This is a genomic window from Paenibacillus sp. BJ-4, from assembly GCF_020404765.1.
Lineage (GTDB): Bacteria > Bacillota > Bacilli > Paenibacillales > Paenibacillaceae > Paenibacillus.
Window position 1 is genome coordinate 21,474 of the sequence record NZ_JAIVEM010000088.1, and the last position, 17,521, is coordinate 38,994.

Genomic DNA, 17,521 nt, shown 5'->3' on the forward strand with positions numbered 1-17,521 from the left:
TTTGGATAAACTTTTTACAATAAAAGCAGCTCCTTCGGTGAGGAGGTCAGTACCTTGACACCGTCATCGGTGATCAGCACATCATCCTCGATCCGAACCCCGCCGAAGCCGGGGATATAAATACCCGGTTCTACGGTAATGACATGACCCGGTACGAGCACTGATTTACTTTCGCGGGACAGCCGTACCTGCTCATGAATCTCCAGTCCAAAGCCGTGACCCAGCCCGTGTCCAAACTGCTCCCCATAGCCGTACGAGGTAATCACATCCCGTCCCAGACTGTCCCCCTCTCGGCCGCTTAAGCCGGGGCGAAGTCCTGCAATCGTCTTCATATTCGCTTCCAGCACAATAGCATACAGTTTCTCATGTCGTTCTGAGGGCTGGCCGACGAATATGGTACGCGTGATATCGGATAGATAACCACGCACATTTGCGCCAAAATCCATTGTGACGAACTCATTCTGGCCAATTTCCTTGTCACTGGCCAGTCCGTGCGGCAGTGCGGAACGCTCACCCGAAGCGACAATGAACGCAAAGCCACCCGATTCCGCGCCCGCCAGCCGTAGCTGATATTCCAGCTCCGCCGCGATCCGCCGCTCTGTAACCCCCGGCTGAATGTAATTCAGCACCTCTGTAAACGCAGCATCGGTAATACGCGCCGCTTCGCTGATCGTGTGAATTTCCTCTTCGTCCTTCACATCGCGCAGCCGTTCAACCACATCCTCTGTGTGCATATACTCCAGCGGACCCAGCGCGGCTTGAAGCTGACCCGACTGCTGGAGTGAAACATGACGACTTTCCAAGCCCAGTCGGTGAACGCCTAGTTTGCCCGTCAGCGCGGCTACCGTCCGGAAAATTCCCGCCTCATGCTGAATGACCGAATATTCCGGTGCCTGCTCCTTTGCTTGCGTCATATAGCGGAAATCCGTCACCAAAAAAGTCTCTTCCTCCGTAATGAGCGCCACCCCCGCCGAGCCTGTAAATCCCGTCATATAGCGCCGATTAGGTCCGTGTGTAATGAGCAGTGCATCTATCCCCAATGCCGAAAATTCCGAGCGTAACCGAGCCAGTCTGCCCGGAACCCCCTGTAACGGCTTTGCCGAAGCTTGCGCATTTTGAATTATTTCCTCTTTCACTCGCACTGCCTCCCTGCTTATTTTTCCAATACTCCCGCTCACTCCATCTTTCAGCTAACCTTTTATGCCAGTCAGTGTGATGCCTTCAATAAAATACCGTTGTCCGATAAAGAAAATGAGCACGATGGGAGCCAAAATGGTACTGGAAGCCGCCATCAGGTAAGGCCAGTTCGTATTGTTCAACCCTCGAAAAGTCGCCAGCCCCAGCGCCAGCGTAAAATGCTTTTCGTCACTCAAATAAATAATCGGACCCAAAAAATCGTTCCACACATCAATAAAAGTAAATATCCCAATTACAATTAATGCGGGCGAAGATAAGGGAATAATGACACGCCATAGTACCGTCAGAGGCGTACCTCCGTCCATATAAGCCGCTTCGTCCAGATCACGTGGGATGGTCAACATGAATTGGCGCATCAAAAAGATGTTAAATGCTCCCCCGCCAAACCATGCAGGCACAATCAGCGGCAGAAAGGTATTCAGCCCTCCCAACTCGCGCCACATGACGAAGGTGGGGATTAGTGTCACCGCGTAAGGCAGCATCATCGACCCGATCAGCAGAGAAAAGATCAGATTGCGCCCAGGCCAGCGCAGACGGGCAAAGGTAAACGCCGATACAATCGAGGTCAGCATCACTCCTGCCAGTACACACACCTCAATCACGAACGTATTCATAAAATACCTGCCGAACGGTACCGAAGTCAGCGCTTCCGGGTAATTGCTCCATTGAAAAGGAGACGGTATCCACTCTGGCGGGAACACAAAAATTTGCGAGGTTCCCATCAGAGAACTGCGAATGAGCCATACAAATGGCAGCAGCATCAACATACTGCCCAAAATTAAAACGATATACAGCAGAACACGACTGATCTGAAAGGACTTGGCACGGGTGGAGGTAGCAGGACTACGGGAGCGTTCGGGCTGTGGAGGTGGATGCTGTGGTGTTTCGGAATCATGGACAGCAGAAGGAATCTGGTTCATGATCGTTCCCCTCCTTCATAGTGAACCCACTTTTTGGACGTGGAGAAAATCAGGACGGTTAGCACCATAATGACGAAAAATAAGATCCAGGCCAGCGCTGAGGCATAGCCGATTTTGGTCTCTGTAAAGGCCGTACGCCACAAATAGAACACGTAGAACAGGGTTGAATTGTTGGGTCCCCCGTTCGTCATGACATACGCCTGATTGAAGGCCTGAAAGGTGCTGATTAAAGACATGACCAGATTGAAGAAAATGGTCGGTGTCATCGAAGGTATGGTAATATGAAAAAATTTGTGCCACAGATTGCCGCCATCCACCTCAGCCGCTTCGTACAGATGAGTGGGAACTGACTGGAGCCCTGCCAAAAAAATAATGACCGTGTTCCCGATCCCCCAGGTGCTCATCATGATCAGTGAGGGGATGGCTGTACTTTCGTCGTAAATCCATTTGCTGCCCGGCAGTCCAGCATGCTCCAGCAATGAATTCAGCAGGCCGAAATCTGGGTTGAACATCCACAGCCACAGCATCGTATTCGCAATACTCGGCACAATGGTAGGTAAATAATAAATCGTACGGAATATCGATAAACCTTTCATCTTTTGATTTAATAACAGTGCAATGATAAACGCCGCCACCAGCCCGAGAGGTACGCTGCCCAGTGCATAATATGTAGTCACAAACATGGACTGGGAAAAGGTTGTATCCTCCGTCAGAATGGTCCGATAATTCTCCAGCCCGATAAAGCTCATCTGTCCGCCGATGGTCCAGTCGGTCAGGCTGAATACAAATGAGGCAGCAATTGGGCCAATCGTAAATACGAGTAGTCCCAGAATGGCAGGAAGCGCGAACAGCAGACCCCAGTTGCGTTCCATGCGCATCATTCCTGATTTTGGTCGCTTCATGGGCCGTCCTCCTTTCGCGGCTGTCCTGACGCACTATTCATCCGGATAGACTCCTTGGAGCAACGGTTGAATCACAGGCTCCAGCTCATCCAATGCCTGCTGCGGTGTCTTTTTATTCGTCCAGATCAGATCCAGCCCAGGGGTCAGCTTGGAACCGATATCTGGCCAGTTGCGCAGCGTAGAGGTTGACGGCTTGATGGCATAGTCTCTGGCATATTTAATGCCTGCCTGCTGAAATTCCGGTGGATGGGCCGCATTATTCGTCCATGACTGAATGGCCTGTTCATCGGAATAATATTTTTCCTCGATAGGCATCCACAGACCGGACTTGAACAGGTCCACCTTTTCCGGATTGTTGTGATACAAATAAAATTCGAGCGCTTCCTTCGGATGCTTGGTGCTCTGGAAAATGACGGTAGCCCCAGCAACGATCATTGTTTTAGGCTCTTTCAGCTTCGGCAATACGCCGATACTCCATTGCAGCTGCTTGTTGTTCGAAAAATCAAGCAGGGACCACGTCCCGTCCACCACCATGGCGACTTTTCGCGTCTGAAGCCGAATCGTATTGGATGGCATGTCCTGCTGCTGGATCAAATCGGGAGCCACATGCTCCTTGAAAACCAGATCCTGCAGCTTCTGAAATACCTCCACCGACTCGGGACGGTTCAAGGTATACTTCTTGCCCGTTTTGTCGGTCAATGCTCCGCCATTGCTCGCCAGAAGCGGTCCCCAGGAGCTGCGATCGTTACCGAAGGCAAAGCCGTATTGTACAATATTTTTCGGGTCAAAGCCGCTGTCACCGGGATGCTTGCCGTTCTGATCCTTGGTCAGCTTTTTGGCAATTTCCAGAAATTCATCCCATGTCCATGCTTGTTCAGGATCAGCCGGAGGGACGGGGACCCCTGCTTCTGTAAACAGCTCCTTGTTGTAAAATAACTGCATCACTTCCAGTGCAGTGTAATTGCCGATAGACTTGCCGGGTTCGCTGTAGAGATAGGAGGATTTGAGCTTGTTTTTTAATTCGGGATATTCGTCATAATAGGAGGATAAATCCAGGAGTCTGCCTTCACTTGCCCATTTCATCGTGAGCGAATCGCTAGGTAGGCGATATCAGGAAGCTGATTAGCGGCCATTAGCGTGTTAATTTTGGTCGTGTAGTCACCAGGGACATGCTCGCCCTTTACCCGGATGTTCGGGTGGGATGCATTAAAGCTTTGAATCATTTTTTCCATCGCCTGCTTCTCGTCATTGCTTCCCCAGTACATGAACTTGAGTTCGACCGCATTGGGATTAACCGGTTCGCCAGCGTTACCACTGCAAGCCGTCAGCCCTGTCAACATCGCCGTCATCACGAGAGCCATCCATGTCCGTAACCTTCGTTTCAGCAAATCAACCGGCCCCTTCCTGAACTGGTTTCTCCTTACAAGCCTATTATGCGCCGAGAGCCCGGAGCCGACCACCCAACGACTCCAGACTCTCTTTGTTTTGGTATGATTTTTTTAACAGCGCGTTTACAAAAATGTTTTGCGGAATTCCGTCGGCGTCAATCCGGTATGCTTTTTAAAGGCCATGCTAAAATAGTTCGTATCCGCAAATCCCACAATCTCCGCCACCTCCGCCACCTTGCGATTCGGGTCCAGCAGCAGTTCTCGGGCTCGCTCGAAGCGAACACGCGTCTGGTAGTCAGCGAAGCTTTCACCTGTAACCTGCTTGAAACGAACACTTAAATATTTGGGGCTCATATTCATGTAAGCCGCAAGACTGTTCAGGCCGCCGTCCTCCTGCAGATGCTCACGAATCCATGCCTTCGCTCGTTGAAATTTGCGCGGAATCCCCTTCTCGCGCGCTTCCCGGACATGGCGGCCCACCCGGACAAAATAGCGGGATACATAGTCGATCATCTCCGGTCCATGCCGCAAGCGGGACAGCTCCAACAGCGGGTCCTGCTCCTCCCTGGACATTTGGCATACGGACGCATCACTCTGGACGATGCGCATGACGAACAGAACGAGCTGGGTGACGATCATTTTCACCTGCTTGACAGGCAGACCTGCCAATTGTCCCGCCCATTCCTGTAAAATGGCATGGACCGCGGCATCATTTCCAGCCCGAATTTCCGTAATCATAAGCAGCTCCTTCTCCAGGAAATGGTTGCTGCTCGGCTCGACCGCCTGGATGCTCTCATAGGGGATGATCTGGCTATAGCCGACCCAACCCCGGTGCTCCGCCGCCTGCACCGCTTCCTCATACGCTTCGGGGAGCTGCTCCAGCCGTTGCACAGGGCGGCTAATTCCGATGGACACCGCCCGATTCAGCCGCTCCTGCACCGTCTGCCGGATCTGCTGTGCCGTTCGCTCCGCGGCCCGGCAAGATGCTGCTGCCAGCAGCACCACACGCCGATCACGGGAAACCGCCGCTCCGTGCGCCTTTGCCCCGACTGCCGCCGCAGCCTCCCAAGCCAGCTCAGCGAATATGTGGCTGCTGAGATCCTTGCAGCCGTGCAGCTCACTCGCAGCGGCTGCTTCCTGCTGCTGCGGCTCCTCCAGCTCGCAGCACAGCACAGTATAAGGCGGCCCGCCAGTCTCGAAGAGCCCCAGCCCGTCCAGCTCCCGAATGACCTCGGTTGCGGGACGCCGCTGCTGGAGCAGATCCAGCAGTAGATGCTCCCTGTACAATGGCTCCGATGAACGATGACGGTGAATGGCCTCCTCCTCGCTTCTTAGCCGTTGTACGATCCGCTCCTCGGCCCGTCGCAGTGCCGCTTCAAAATCCTCGCGGGTCACAGGCTTGAGCAAATAGTCGACCGCCTGAAGCGAAACCGCCTGACGAATGTAGGTCACTGATTCGTAGCCGGTCAGAAATAACAAAGGCGTCTGTTGATCCCTTTCCCGAATCATTTTGGCTACATCCAATCCGCTTATATCCGGCAAATTAATATCCAGTAAAATCATGTCCGGTCGCCGCTCCGCATACAAACGCAGTGCCGTCTCGCCGTCACTTGCCACATCACTGACCTCCACAGACAGGCCGCTTTCTGCCACCATCAGCTGGAGTCCTTCCCGAATATGATATTCGTCGTCCACGATCAGCAGCCGGTACATGTCATCCTCTCCTTTCTTATTCAGTTCGAAGCGGTGCCAGCAAAGTAACCGAGGTGTACTGCCCCGACTCGCTCGTCACGGATAGTCCATATTGCGGACCATAATGCCGAAGACGCTCATGTACATTGCGCAGCCCAAAGCCAATCGCACTCCCCCGCTCGGCCTCCAGCGATTTCCGAATATCGTCCAGACGCTCGGCTCCAATCCCATCCCCATCATCACTGACTGTTAAGCGCAATGCATCCCCTTCCTTTGCACCGGATAGCATGATGTATCCACGGTCGGTACGACCTTTTAATCCGTGGTAAATGGCATTTTCAACAAGTGGCTGGAGGATAAGCTTGGGTACGTAAAATTCACAAATATCCTCCTCCACCTCGCAAATCCACTCGAACGAATTTCGAAATCTGAACTGCTGCACCTTCACATAGGCGCTTACATGCTCGACTTCCTGTCCCAAGCTTATTTGCTCCCGTCCATAACTTAACGAGATGCGAAAACATTTGCCAAAGGCCCCAATCACCTCTGCCATATCCCGTTGCCCATTCGCCAGTGCCATTCCCTTGAGCGATTCCAACGTATTGTACAAAAAATGCGGATTAATCTGCGCCTGAAGCGCACGAAACTCCGCCTGCTTGCGCGACAGCAATGCTTCGTACACCTGCCCGTACAGCTCATGATTTTTTTGCATCATATGAAGAAAACGCTCCCCGATCTGCCCCACCTCATCCTTGGGATTAAAAATAACAGGTGCAGGACCGTCGGAACCTTTGGCTGAGCTTGTGGCAGGACTTGCGATTGACCTTGGACTTGAACCTAAATTTGCAGTTACATCCTCAGTTCCGCTACCAGCGCTCGTACTCCCATCCACCGCCATTAGTCGGCTCAACTGCAGCAAAGGACGACGAATCGTATCACTTAGCCGATAAGACAGCATCCAGCCCAGCACCAGTGCAATTAAAAAAGTCCAGATCGTCCAGGCGCCAATCTTCCGCGCATCCTCGAATAGCACGGACTGATCTACTTTTTGCAGCAACGTCCAATGTCCTTCATTTAACGGTCCGTAGGAGATCATCGTCTGTCGCCCGTTCCATGTTCTCCAATCCTTCGTAAGCACGGGTTTGTCCACAGCGGATTTGGCAATCTGCCGCAGCAACGATTTGTCCGCAACGCCCTGCTCCGGCAATCGGTACACAGGCTCACCCTCCTGATCCAGCACCCACATCTGGTATTGCCGTCTGTTTCATGGAAAGCAAGCCCCCTGAACAGGCTGGCCTTGTCAATTTCCAGTAGCAAAAATCCAAGCGGCGCATAGTCTCCAGCCGTTTTTCGCAGCAGCTTCCCGACATATATGCGATCCTGCGCCATCCCGCGTCCTGATGCAAATGGCGAATGTGCCATCCACATCATGGGCCTTTCCGTGAGCAGGCGGCGATAATATACACGTGCTTCCTCTAATGTAGGAAGGCCGCCAAAACGGACCGAAACATTTCCCTGATAGAGAGAATGCTTGAGCCCGCCATTGGCGGCATATATGAAAAAGGACGTGATATACGGCTTGGTCTGGGTTTGCGTTCGAACGACCATGCTGAGTGTTTCATCGTTCCGTAAGTATTTATAATCGTCTTCCGGCTTGGTCTCCAGCGTGGCCTGCACATCAGGATTGCCGAGAATGGCATTGGTCAGATCGTTCAAATCCGAGAGCGTGGCGTTGACGTAATTTTCACTCATTTGTCTGGACTGCATAGCCAGTGCCTCCGACTTCTCACCAAGTGAATGGGCCGCGATCCGGTAAAAAGTAAAGGTCAGCACCATCATCGGAATGACGGTGAGTACCAGCGTCAGTACAATAAATTTCCCACGGATCGTAGGAATCCCGGCGAACTTTTGACGACCCCGGCCTCCCATTCATCTGTCTCCCTTACACATAGGCTGGAAGCCATTGTCCATGCGCCGCAATCAGGTCATCGCACAAAGAAATAATATCATCCATGGACAGCTCGGCTGACGTGTGCGGGTCCAGCATCGCGGCATGATAAATGTGCTCTTTTTTCCCCGTGAACGCTGCTTCAATCGTCAATAGCTGTGTATTAATGTTCGTCCGGTTCAGCGCAGCACATTGCGGTGGCAAATCTCCGACAAAGGTTGGCGTAACCCCGTTACGATTGACCAGACAGGGCACCTCCACACAGGCTTCCTTCGGCAGATTTGTAATTAAGCCTGTATTCATCACATTCCCGCCAATGGCAAAAGGCCGATCCGTTTCGATTGCTTCAAAAATATAGGAGGCATATTCGTTTGACCGTTCATGACGCAGATCCTGATTGCCCAAAAGCTCCTCCCGCATCGTTTCCCATCGTTCAATCTGGCTCACGCAGCGGCGCGGGTATTCATCCAAAGGAATATTGAAGCGTTCAATCAGCTCAGGGTACGCCCGTTTGATAAAATACGGATGATATTCCGCATTATGCTCAGACGATTCCGTAATGTAATAACCGAATTTCAGCATCATTTCAAAGCGCACCATATCATGATGCTTTTCCTGCTGCTTGGCGGCGGCCCGTTTTTTAATTTCAGGATATACATCCACCCCGTCCTTGCTCACTTCGAGCAGCCACGCCATATGATTAATGCCTGCGATTTTGGCCTTTACACCTTCCTGCTCCAGCCCAAGGCTTTTGAACAGCTCCGGTATACACGCCTGCACGCTATGACATAGCCCAACTGTACGGACACCGCCGTATACGTTCATCACATTCGTCAGCACAGCCATTGGATTCGTATAGTTGAGAAACCATGCATCCGGGCATACCTCGCGCACGTCTGCCGCAAAATCAAGCATCACCGGAATCGTCCGTAAATTGCGGAAAATGCCGCCAATGCCGACCGTATCGGCAATCGTTTGGCGCAGACCGTATTTTTTGGGAATTTCAAAATCCGTAATCGTACACGGATCATAACCGCCCACCTGAATGGCATTTACCACATAGGCAGCTCCACGCAACGCTTCCTTGCGGTCGGTATAGGAGCGGATCACACAGGTGCTTCCCGTTGTTTTTTTCAAATTCGCTAAAATATTTTCCGAATCCTTCAGCCTTACGGGGTCAATATCGAACAATGCCAGCTCGAAGCCCTGCAAGGCCGGTGTCAGCATACAATCGCCAAGCACATTTTTCGCAAAAACCGTACTGCCTGCACCCAAAAATGTAATCTTGCTCATGCCCGTTCCTCCATTCACATTTTATTCGCAGCTGCACACTCCAAATGTAAGGATACCCACCGCCACCCTCTTTGCAGAAGAAGGTGACGGTGGGAAAGGTTAGCCATGACTATGCGTTGTTGCCTCCCACTCAGGATACTCCCGCCGATTTAGCGGAGCCGATAGGCCGAGCCGGTAAGGCAGATGTGACTGGGGTTGTCAGAGTTGCTGAAGTAGCTGGAACTGTTGGCGTTACTGGGGTCCCCGGCCTAACCGGAGTTTCCGATTGAACCGCGGCCCCTGCTTCGATGACGGTTACCTTCGCAATCGCCTTCAGCTCTGTCCCTTCTACCTTGCCCTTCAATTCAAACGAACCCGGAGCCGCATATTGTGCAGGGTCTATATCCTCCCATTCCAAAGCCACCCACTTGGTGGAGCCTTCTCCATACGTAGCTTCCACTACGCTTGGCAGTTCAGGCTTTTCACCCGCATGAGTCGTTATACTTACTTCTTTGAGCGCGGTGATTTTCTCGGCTGCCGTCAGACTCTGTGCTGTACCGGAGGCCAAACTTGCCACCTCAGTTGCATTCAAAGCACGGCTGTAAATACGGAATTCATCCACCAGACCGTTAAAATATGGATCAGGGTACTGGGACTTGCCGATAAAATTATTTTTGGTCTGACCCAGACTGGTCGGATTCAAGGTCAGGCTGGTGTTGCGCCCCACTTCTTTCCCATCCACGTACAAAATACCTGTGGAGCCCGAAAGCGTGACCGCAACATGCTTCCATACACCTGTCGGCAGTATAGGGGCATCAATCGTCTGTTCCTGTCCTTGCCCGTTGCCCTGGTTCGTAATGGCAAATAGCATCCGGTCCCCGGCTTTAGGGGTCAGGAACATATATTCATTGGTCCCGGAGCCGAAGTCAAAAATCCGTACATAATCGCTCAGGCTGTTCGCTTTGACCCAGCCGGATACGGTCAGTTGCTGTGCCCGACTTACAATACCTGCTGGAAGCTGCACATAGCTGTCCTTGCCATTGAGGCTGACGGCATTGTCAGTCTTACCCGCAGCCCACGCAACGGTCCCCTTTACGGTAGCATCATTGCCGCTGTCCGATGAATCCGCCGCAAGCGCTCCGCTTGTTTCGTCAAACTTGTAAACCGCAAGCTGTTCAGGTAACGGAGCCGCCGGTTCTGCTATCACACTTACTCTGGCCTCCGCCGATAACAGCGAATCGCTGGCTGTCAGCTTGAATATATACGTTCCCGGCTCGGAAACGTCCACCTTCGTGCGCACCGATGTTTTACTGCTGAATGTGACCTTGGCGCCCTGTGACCCTTCAACCAGACTCCACTCGCTTGTCACTTTTCCTTGTGGAAGCCCGTCATCCGTAGCCGTGCCTTTCAGAATGATCTGATCCGGTAGCTTCACCTTGGCATCTTTGCCGGCATCTACAACAGGCGCCTTGTTCGGATCAGGCGTGGTCGGTGTCAGCTCCACCGTGTAGGAGGAGGCTGTGCCAATGTCCAATTTCAGCTTGTTGGAAGGCGCATACGCATTAAACTTCCCTTGTGATTGACCGCCTACTTTAACCAAATACGTTCCTTTTTTCAAACCGTCAAATGTAACGTACGTGGAATGGGCTTGACCCGGCGTCTGGTTTTTCAGTTGGAGCCATACGTAATCCTTGGATGTTGCCAGCTTGGCTTCTTTATATTGGTCCTTTTCCAGCTCGATATACAGCTTTTCCGTGATCAGATTGATGCGCTTGAACAGGCCGTCCAGCGGCTTGACCGTATACACGTTGCCGTTTTTGCTCACCTCTGCACCGTAGCCCGTCAATCCGAAAATAGGATCAATCGCGATATCAGCACTTAACGTTTTGAGTGCACCGAACAATCCGAGATCAGCCTCACCGCTCATGCCGCGCCAGCCATTGAAGAGCGGAACATTTTTACCACCACCAGTGCCGTTCGTTCCGTTATTGCCTTTTTCCGCTTGATACGTCCATGCCACCGCCCCGATGTTCTCAGGGTCCGAGCTGATTTGCCCGGAATTAATCGCTCCGACATTGGCAATTTTAGCTGCATAGGACAGCCGTTGCTGCTCCTCACGTTGATTGTCCTCATGATACCGAATCCAGTCATCCATCGCATATCCAGCGAGCGAGGTCGTGTACTGGAAGTTAAACCAGTTCTCCCCGGTAATGGTCACCGGATCAGTGTAGTAGTACCATACGGGCATATGACCGCGTGCCGCACGGGTTTTGGCATTGATTTTACTCATCATTTCCAGGGCTTTACTTTGCTCGCCTTCTGTATCTATATTCTGCTTGGCTAACGTATATACGGCCTCTTCTCCTGTATTGTCATAGCTATATTCGGAGCCGTAAGGATACTTTGTATTTTTAAAATTGCTATATTTGCGATCCATTTTTTCCTTAAGATCGTTTGCTTCATCATCATAGCCTTCATCATGAAGCGCCTGAATTATATCCGGTGTGGTCAGTTCGCCCATCAAGCCTGTTTCCCAGTTGTAAGCGACCGGTCCTTCATACAATGCTTTGAAAATGTTATACGCCCGCAGCAAATAGGTCTCCTTCGGATGCTTGTATGTGACCAGATTCGGGTATTCTTTAGCAATCTTGTACATGCTGAAATACGTGTTGTATACATGCGGATACGCATACCCTCGATAGGTCGGTGTATCGTTCGGTTCTGGCATCAGGAAATCATGAATTAAATAATCCTCATGATGTCCGTTCATCAAATTCGTCCAAATTGCCGTCTCCAAATAATCGTCTACTGCCCGCACCTCTTTGACGACGGGAGACAGTGTGTTTTTCTCAGCCAGGAACTGTCCGTGGGTCAGACCCCAATCGTCCCCCCAGCCCCAATAGCCGTTGAAAATATTGCGCTTGGATTTGGTATGCATCATCCAATCGTCAAATACCTTGTCGCGCAGATCACCCGGCACATTCCACTGGGTTTTGTCGACCATAAATGTAGTGTGCCGTTGCAGCGCCTGATCAATCGGCTCAATGGCATAGAATTGTAAAACCGTTTTGTTGCCGTTGCCGTATTCTACCGTTATGAAGTTTGGACCCAGCTTAGTAAATTTTAGCTCATAAATGTGGTGTCCTCCGGCCTTGCTATCCGTCTGTGGAATGACGGTTCCGTCCGGATAGGTCACCTTGTTGATCGCCTGCTTGGAGCGCAGATCCACCTTCGCCTTTTGATTCGTAGGCACGATCATGCCCGGTACGACCGTAGTATCCACCAAGTTTTCTTGATACAACGTATCTTTTACATGCTGCTCGTCCTTCACCGCCACAAACTTGAAGCCATAGTTACGGCTTTGACCGGGATTCAGGATCAGGCTTGTGTTCGGCAAATATCCACGATTGGTGGACTTGATGACATTGGAATGAATATAAAATACATTCAGCCCCTCCAGCCATTTGCCTTCGTTGGCCGGGTTCCAGGCCCATTTGCTGCCTGGATGCTCCTCATCCCGCCAGTGATCCTGATACTCAAAACCCGCACCTGTTGTGGATTCAGGTATCAATAGCAAGGAAGAGCCAATGCCGCTGGGACGCCCAGCTGTAATATAAGAGCTGTTATTGCCGACAAAGGAATGCGTCACGACTCTAGTCTCGTAAATCGCATCACCATTGGTCCACTGCTCATTGAAAGGCAGAGGCAAACCAAAATCGCCAATCTCCAATTTTTTTCCACTTGTATTTTGTACCTGTATATTCCACAGCACCGAACCGTCCGCCTCCGCCGAATATGTTTCGATGACTTTAAAATTGGGTATGCCCTCAGCGTTGCTGGAATTCTCGTATGTGACGGTGACACGGTTGCCACTGGTCGTGATCTTACGTGCATCTGCCGACTTGTTCGTCCAAGCCTTCGTCCAGCTGCCATTGTCCAGTCGGTACGTGAACATCAGCTCACCCAGCCATTGATGATCCGCGGTGTTCTGTTCAGGTGTTACCGTTGCGTTCATGACATATTCAGTCGGGAAAGCATCTCCTTTAATACGAATAGATGAAATTTCGCCATGCTCGCCTGTCTGAATCGTCAGCTTGTCATTGGATAATTCATGGGCCTCTGCCGAATTCGCCCCAAACAGCACAGACGTTACGGTTAAAAACAAAAATGCCGCCAATATTCCCTTAAGTTTCATCAACACGGCCTCCTTTTGGATCTCGGGGTCTTGATTTGCTTGCCAATCACCTGAAGTCTCTTCATTTCGCCGCAACCTCCTTGGAAATGTAAGCGTTACAACTCCATTGTACAAATCCTTGTCCATTGGTAAAATCAACATATTCAACCGATTTATATAGGATTTCAACCTAATCGTGGGATGAGTTACGACGGAGGTAGTGAGCGCTGCGCGTGCAGATTGTTCTTCCGATCGCCACCGCCCCCGGATTTCTGGAATTAAAGCCTATGATCAAGGGCGAAATCCGGGGACAAAAGCGAACGCTCCGCTTCTCCAGAACAATTCTGCCCGCTCCGCTGACCAACCGCCGTAAAGTCATCGCCCTTTTTAGGGAATTGGGGCGGTAGGGGAACTGCAAGTGCAGAGCGGCAAGGGCTTGCGGCTTCTTGCTTTGTACAAAACAAGTCGAACCATCAACTAAAACGAATGGGAGTAAATATCATGGTCATTAACAAGCAAGAATTTTATGTGAATGGGCTGTTATACCGTAGATCGGCAATCGACAAAGATGCGGCAGATTTATCTGAATATAAATTACTGATTGATAGAGACGGAGAATTTGGCTAGAAAGCAAGATGAGGCATTTATAGATATACCGGGGTTAGAACAGATCGTACGATACGATAAGTAAAAGGGGGAATTATATCCTTTCTTTCTTCTTCGGTTTCGTCAGTTGGAAGCTATGTTGCACCATATCAAAAAGATCATCCTCTTGCATGTTACCATCTAAAATAACGGTATTCCAATGCACTTTATTCATATGATATCCCGGCTTAACTTCTTTAAATAAGCTGCGTAGGAAATCGGCTCGGCTCGGCTCACATTTGAGGTTGATGCAAAGGTGGCCATCATGCTTGTAAATCATCGCAAATATTTTTTTATTATCCTTATGACGTATTACAGTCCATTTCTCGTCAAAGGGATAGTCTTTATAAACGTCAGGATAAGTCAGACAGTAATTAATTATTTCCTCTTTAGTCATCTAACTTCCTCCATAAATCTATTTTAAAGCAACCTTTAGCGCTCAAAGCACGTCGCAAGTGAAATCAAAGAATTAGTTTACCACCAGCAGGTAGTCCTTACCTTAAGATCATTATAAAGAACAAACGTTCCCCAATCAACTTAATATTAGTAGGCTCTCTTCTGTAAATTCTATATTTACTGTTCAAATACACCTTATTTATTAACTAAAACGGACAATTCACCTTCAAATACTTTCTTATCCTTGTCATTGAAAGTCGTCAGCATAACAGTAACTATTCCTGTTTCATTCAGTTTCTCTCTAAGTGCAGTTACCTCCACAATGGTATGTAATTCATCTCCCGGATACACGGGTTTTATAAATCTAATATTGTTCATAGCAGTTCCAGCAATGACATCATCACCATAACTACCCGTTTCAACCCAAAGCTTAAATGAAATTGCTAGCGTTTGAATTCCTGAGGCTATGATTCCATTAAATCTTCCCTGCGTTGCTTTATCTTCATCCAAATGCATATATTGTGGGTCAAACTCCGTTGCAAATCTGGTAATATCCTCTTTTGTTAATGTTAAAGACTTGGTTCTAAATAGTTGTCCGATATAAAATTCATGGTACCGCATTTATGTACCTCTCCTCTTGGTCAAATGATCTGTTTTTTTAAGCTTATCATTTATTAAGCTATTCTGCCCGTAGGCATATTAAAAAAGGACAAAATTCTAGCCGACAGTAAGTACCGCAAGTCGATACTCACCTTGTGGAAAACCGCCAGTTTGATTAAGACCGCACTCGGAACGTCCAGGTTCCATCAAATGATAACTAGCGTTTATTTACTCAGTACTTAGACGCTTTTGGCTCTCTTTTTTCACGTATAGCTCAATTCCTAAAATAATTATTTTAATATTGTTGAAATAGAAACAAAAGTTTTAATATAATTGTTAATGCACCAACGGGTGGGAGGACAGGCCATGAACAAAGAAGAACAGGTCATAATGGGTTTCAGGGACTTATTCAACAAGATGGTTTGGCTTAATAAGTTTAAGATGGAAGACCGTCTTAAGGGTTATAAGCCTTCTGAAGTACATTGTATCGAATACATTGAAAGAAATGTAGATTCCAACGTGACAAAACTTGCGGAGTCCCTTTATATGACTAGCGGTGCCATAAGTAAAATAACTAAGAAGCTCATAAAAAAAGGCATTATCGAAAGCTACCAGAAGCCGGATAACAAGAAAGAAATCTATTTTAGGCTTACTGAGCAAGGGAAAGTAATCTATAAAATCCATGAGGAACTGCACAAAGAATTTCAAGAGCGGGATAAAGCCATTTTTGAGCAGGTAACCGAGGAACAATTTGACAGTATGCTTAGCTTCATGGAAAGGTATAGCAGGCATTTGGATGCAGAAATAAAGAAACAAGGTATAGAGATTAAGTCGGAATAAATTTGAATAATGAAAATCAAACCACAGGCAGCCCAACTCCATTGAGAAAGGGCTGCATTTTTATTGTTCTTATTTTCTTTCCAAGGAAGGTAAAATATGATACAATGATTTTGCTTCCAAGGAAGAAAAATTACGACCTTTGAGGGGAGAATTTAAGTGTTCAAATTTAGATCACAAAATGAACAGAACACAGAACAAGCCGTAGATAAAAAGGCTTTAATATTCGGTCTTATGTCTGTGTTTCTTTGCGGAATAGGCTTCAGTATCATAACACCTGTCGTCCCATTCTTAGTGCAGCCTTATATAAGCAATCCGGGAGATCAAGCCATATTTGTTACGCTGCTGACCTCTGTTTATGCAGTCTGCGTGTTTTTTGCGGCCCCCGGACTTGGAGCTTTGAGCGACAGACATGGCCGTCGTCCATTGCCCTTAGTGTGCCTTTTGGGTTCCGCAATCGGGTACTTCGTTTTTGGCATAGGAGGAGCTCTATGGGTACTATTTGCCGGGCGCATAATAGAAGGTATAGCAGGCGGGGTCATAAGCACCCTCTTCGCCTATTTTGCAGACATCACTCCTAGCGAACAGCGCACCAAATACTTTGGGTGGGTGAGTGCGGTTGCAGGTGTAGGCTCCGCCATTGGCCCTACTATAGGTGGATTACTTGCCAAGTTTGGTTATTCTGTACCCATGTATGTTGCAGCGGTAATAACTTTATTAAATGTTGTTTATGGATTCTTTTTTATGTCTGAGAGCCTTGATAAGAATAATAGACTGGAAAATATCACCTTTGTAAGACTGAATCCATTCATACAGCTTGTAAACGTACTTTCCGTGAAAAACTTAAAAAGGCTACTTGTCTCAGCGTTCTTACTTTGGATACCCAACGGATCTTTACAGGCAGTTTTTTCACAATTTACAATAGATACTTTCAATTGGGCGCCTGCACTAATCGGGCTTATGTTTTCAATTATGGGCGTCCAAGACATCATTTCCCAAGGTTTCATAATGCCAAAGCTTTTGAAAAAACTCAGTGATGCACAGATCGCAATTCTTGGAATGGTTTCGGAGATTATAGGCTACAGTCTTATTGCGGCATCGGCTTTGTTCTCATTCTATCCTCTTGTTATCGCCGGAATGTTTATATTTGGTTTTGGTGATTCGATCTTCGGGCCTTCATTCAATGGGATGCTCTCCAAGTCTGTCGATTCTAGTGAACAAGGAAGGATTCAAGGAGGCAGCCAATCTATTCAAGCGTTAGCAAGAATAATTGGGCCTATCATTGGAGGTCAAATCTATGTATCACTTGGTCATGCCGCACCCGCTTTAATGGGTATGATCCTTATAGCAGCGGCAATACCAGTTTTGTATAAGGGTTCGCATGTAAATACGTAAACTACCTACTTTATTTAGGCAAGTATCCACCTTCATTTTCGATTATAGAGGGGGTAAGCGCAAATTCGGCACACACATCTCCACGTTGTGTGTGATAAACTTTCATTGTCCTGCTTCATAAAAGGATACCTCCTAAATTGTTGATGTGGTGGTCG

Annotated in this window: 15 protein-coding genes; 3 read left to right on the top strand and 12 right to left on the bottom strand. The window is 48.9% G+C overall.

The window, feature by feature from the left end; translation table 11 throughout:
* Nucleotides 1-14 precede the first annotated feature (14 nt).
* The 10 genes from LCF57_RS14865 to LCF57_RS14910 all read right to left on the bottom strand — a co-directional run bounded on the left by LCF57_RS14865 (nt 15) and on the right by LCF57_RS14910 (nt 13,514).
* The gene (locus tag LCF57_RS14865) at nt 15-1,121 is read right to left on the bottom strand and encodes a M24 family metallopeptidase (protein WP_226001583.1); all 1,107 of its coding nucleotides are present in this window, start codon (nt 1,119-1,121) and stop codon (nt 15-17) included.
* Between the two features lie 69 nt (nt 1,122-1,190).
* Nucleotides 1,191-2,117, bottom strand: a complete 927-nt coding sequence (locus tag LCF57_RS14870; protein ID WP_226001390.1) for a carbohydrate ABC transporter permease — start codon at nt 2,115-2,117, stop codon at nt 1,191-1,193.
* Nucleotides 2,114-3,019, bottom strand: a complete 906-nt coding sequence (locus tag LCF57_RS14875; RefSeq protein ID WP_226001391.1) for a carbohydrate ABC transporter permease — start codon at nt 3,017-3,019, stop codon at nt 2,114-2,116. The genes LCF57_RS14870 and LCF57_RS14875 overlap by 4 nt, the downstream gene beginning before the upstream one ends.
* Nucleotides 3,020-3,052: 33 nt before the next feature.
* Entirely contained in the window at nt 3,053-4,102 is a 1,050-nt protein-coding gene (locus LCF57_RS14880) for an extracellular solute-binding protein (RefSeq protein WP_226001392.1), read from the bottom strand.
* Complete coding sequence (locus tag LCF57_RS14885; protein ID WP_226001393.1) at nt 4,099-4,407, bottom strand: hypothetical protein; 309 nt, start codon at nt 4,405-4,407, stop codon at nt 4,099-4,101. Before LCF57_RS14885 ends, LCF57_RS14880 begins: the two co-directional genes overlap by 4 nt.
* A 123-nt stretch (nt 4,408-4,530) precedes the next feature.
* Nucleotides 4,531-6,120: a response regulator gene (locus LCF57_RS14890; RefSeq protein WP_226001394.1), complete on the bottom strand. Its 1,590-nt coding sequence runs from the start codon at nt 6,118-6,120 to the stop codon at nt 4,531-4,533.
* Between the two features lie 16 nt (nt 6,121-6,136).
* Nucleotides 6,137-7,306 carry a sensor histidine kinase gene (locus LCF57_RS14895; RefSeq protein ID WP_226001584.1) on the bottom strand — a complete coding sequence of 390 codons (1,170 nt, stop codon included), beginning with the start codon at nt 7,304-7,306 and terminating at the stop codon, nt 6,137-6,139.
* Nucleotides 7,192-8,028: a hypothetical protein gene (locus LCF57_RS14900; RefSeq protein ID WP_226001395.1), complete on the bottom strand. Its 837-nt coding sequence runs from the start codon at nt 8,026-8,028 to the stop codon at nt 7,192-7,194. Before LCF57_RS14900 ends, LCF57_RS14895 begins: the two co-directional genes overlap by 115 nt.
* Before the next feature lie 13 nt (nt 8,029-8,041).
* Nucleotides 8,042-9,340 (bottom strand): alpha-glucosidase/alpha-galactosidase, encoded by a 1,299-nt coding sequence (locus LCF57_RS14905; protein WP_226001396.1) that lies wholly within the window; start codon nt 9,338-9,340, stop codon nt 8,042-8,044.
* A 130-nt stretch (nt 9,341-9,470) separates the two neighbouring features.
* Nucleotides 9,471-13,514, bottom strand: coding sequence for a DUF5695 domain-containing protein (locus tag LCF57_RS14910; RefSeq protein ID WP_226001397.1), 4,044 nt, complete (start codon nt 13,512-13,514; stop codon nt 9,471-9,473).
* A 465-nt stretch (nt 13,515-13,979) separates the two neighbouring features.
* On the opposite strand from LCF57_RS14910, the gene LCF57_RS14915 reads away from it, so the two are divergent.
* Entirely contained in the window at nt 13,980-14,120 is a 141-nt protein-coding gene (locus LCF57_RS14915) for a hypothetical protein (protein ID WP_226001398.1), read from the top strand.
* A 73-nt stretch (nt 14,121-14,193) separates the two neighbouring features.
* Here LCF57_RS14915 and LCF57_RS14920 read toward each other — a convergent pair whose 3' ends face one another.
* On the bottom strand, nt 14,194-14,535 hold the full coding sequence (locus LCF57_RS14920) for an MmcQ/YjbR family DNA-binding protein (RefSeq protein ID WP_226001399.1): 342 nt from the start codon (nt 14,533-14,535) through the stop codon (nt 14,194-14,196).
* 194 nt (nt 14,536-14,729) lie between these two features.
* The gene (locus LCF57_RS14925) at nt 14,730-15,155 is read right to left on the bottom strand and encodes a MaoC family dehydratase (protein WP_226001400.1); all 426 of its coding nucleotides are present in this window, start codon (nt 15,153-15,155) and stop codon (nt 14,730-14,732) included.
* A 345-nt stretch (nt 15,156-15,500) separates the two neighbouring features.
* Here LCF57_RS14925 and LCF57_RS14930 point away from each other — a divergent pair, with 345 nt between their 5' ends.
* Both LCF57_RS14930 and LCF57_RS14935 read left to right on the top strand, forming a co-directional pair.
* Nucleotides 15,501-15,974: a MarR family transcriptional regulator gene (locus tag LCF57_RS14930; RefSeq protein WP_226001401.1), complete on the top strand. Its 474-nt coding sequence runs from the start codon at nt 15,501-15,503 to the stop codon at nt 15,972-15,974.
* A gap of 156 nt (nt 15,975-16,130) precedes the next feature.
* Nucleotides 16,131-17,366 (top strand): MFS transporter, encoded by a 1,236-nt coding sequence (locus LCF57_RS14935; protein WP_226001402.1) that lies wholly within the window; start codon nt 16,131-16,133, stop codon nt 17,364-17,366.
* Nucleotides 17,367-17,521 lie beyond the last annotated feature (155 nt).

What these genes read in the sequence shown, in the direction of transcription:
- LCF57_RS14915 (WP_226001398.1), top strand. Translation starts at nt 13,980, where the DNA reads ATGGGAGTAAATATCATGGTCATTAACAAGCAAGAATTTTATGTGAAT.
- LCF57_RS14890 (WP_226001394.1), bottom strand. Translation starts at nt 6,120, where the DNA reads ATGTACCGGCTGCTGATCGTGGACGACGAATATCATATTCGGGAAGGA.
- LCF57_RS14870 (WP_226001390.1), bottom strand. Translation starts at nt 2,117, where the DNA reads ATGAACCAGATTCCTTCTGCTGTCCATGATTCCGAAACACCACAGCAT.
- LCF57_RS14930 (WP_226001401.1), top strand. Translation starts at nt 15,501, where the DNA reads ATGAACAAAGAAGAACAGGTCATAATGGGTTTCAGGGACTTATTCAAC.
- LCF57_RS14900 (WP_226001395.1), bottom strand. Translation starts at nt 8,028, where the DNA reads ATGGGAGGCCGGGGTCGTCAAAAGTTCGCCGGGATTCCTACGATCCGT.
- LCF57_RS14910 (WP_226001397.1), bottom strand. Translation starts at nt 13,514, where the DNA reads ATGAAACTTAAGGGAATATTGGCGGCATTTTTGTTTTTAACCGTAACG.
- LCF57_RS14925 (WP_226001400.1), bottom strand. Translation starts at nt 15,155, where the DNA reads ATGCGGTACCATGAATTTTATATCGGACAACTATTTAGAACCAAGTCT.
- LCF57_RS14880 (WP_226001392.1), bottom strand. Translation starts at nt 4,102, where the DNA reads ATGAAATGGGCAAGTGAAGGCAGACTCCTGGATTTATCCTCCTATTAT.
- LCF57_RS14875 (WP_226001391.1), bottom strand. Translation starts at nt 3,019, where the DNA reads ATGAAGCGACCAAAATCAGGAATGATGCGCATGGAACGCAACTGGGGT.
- LCF57_RS14920 (WP_226001399.1), bottom strand. Translation starts at nt 14,535, where the DNA reads ATGACTAAAGAGGAAATAATTAATTACTGTCTGACTTATCCTGACGTT.
- LCF57_RS14905 (WP_226001396.1), bottom strand. Translation starts at nt 9,340, where the DNA reads ATGAGCAAGATTACATTTTTGGGTGCAGGCAGTACGGTTTTTGCGAAA.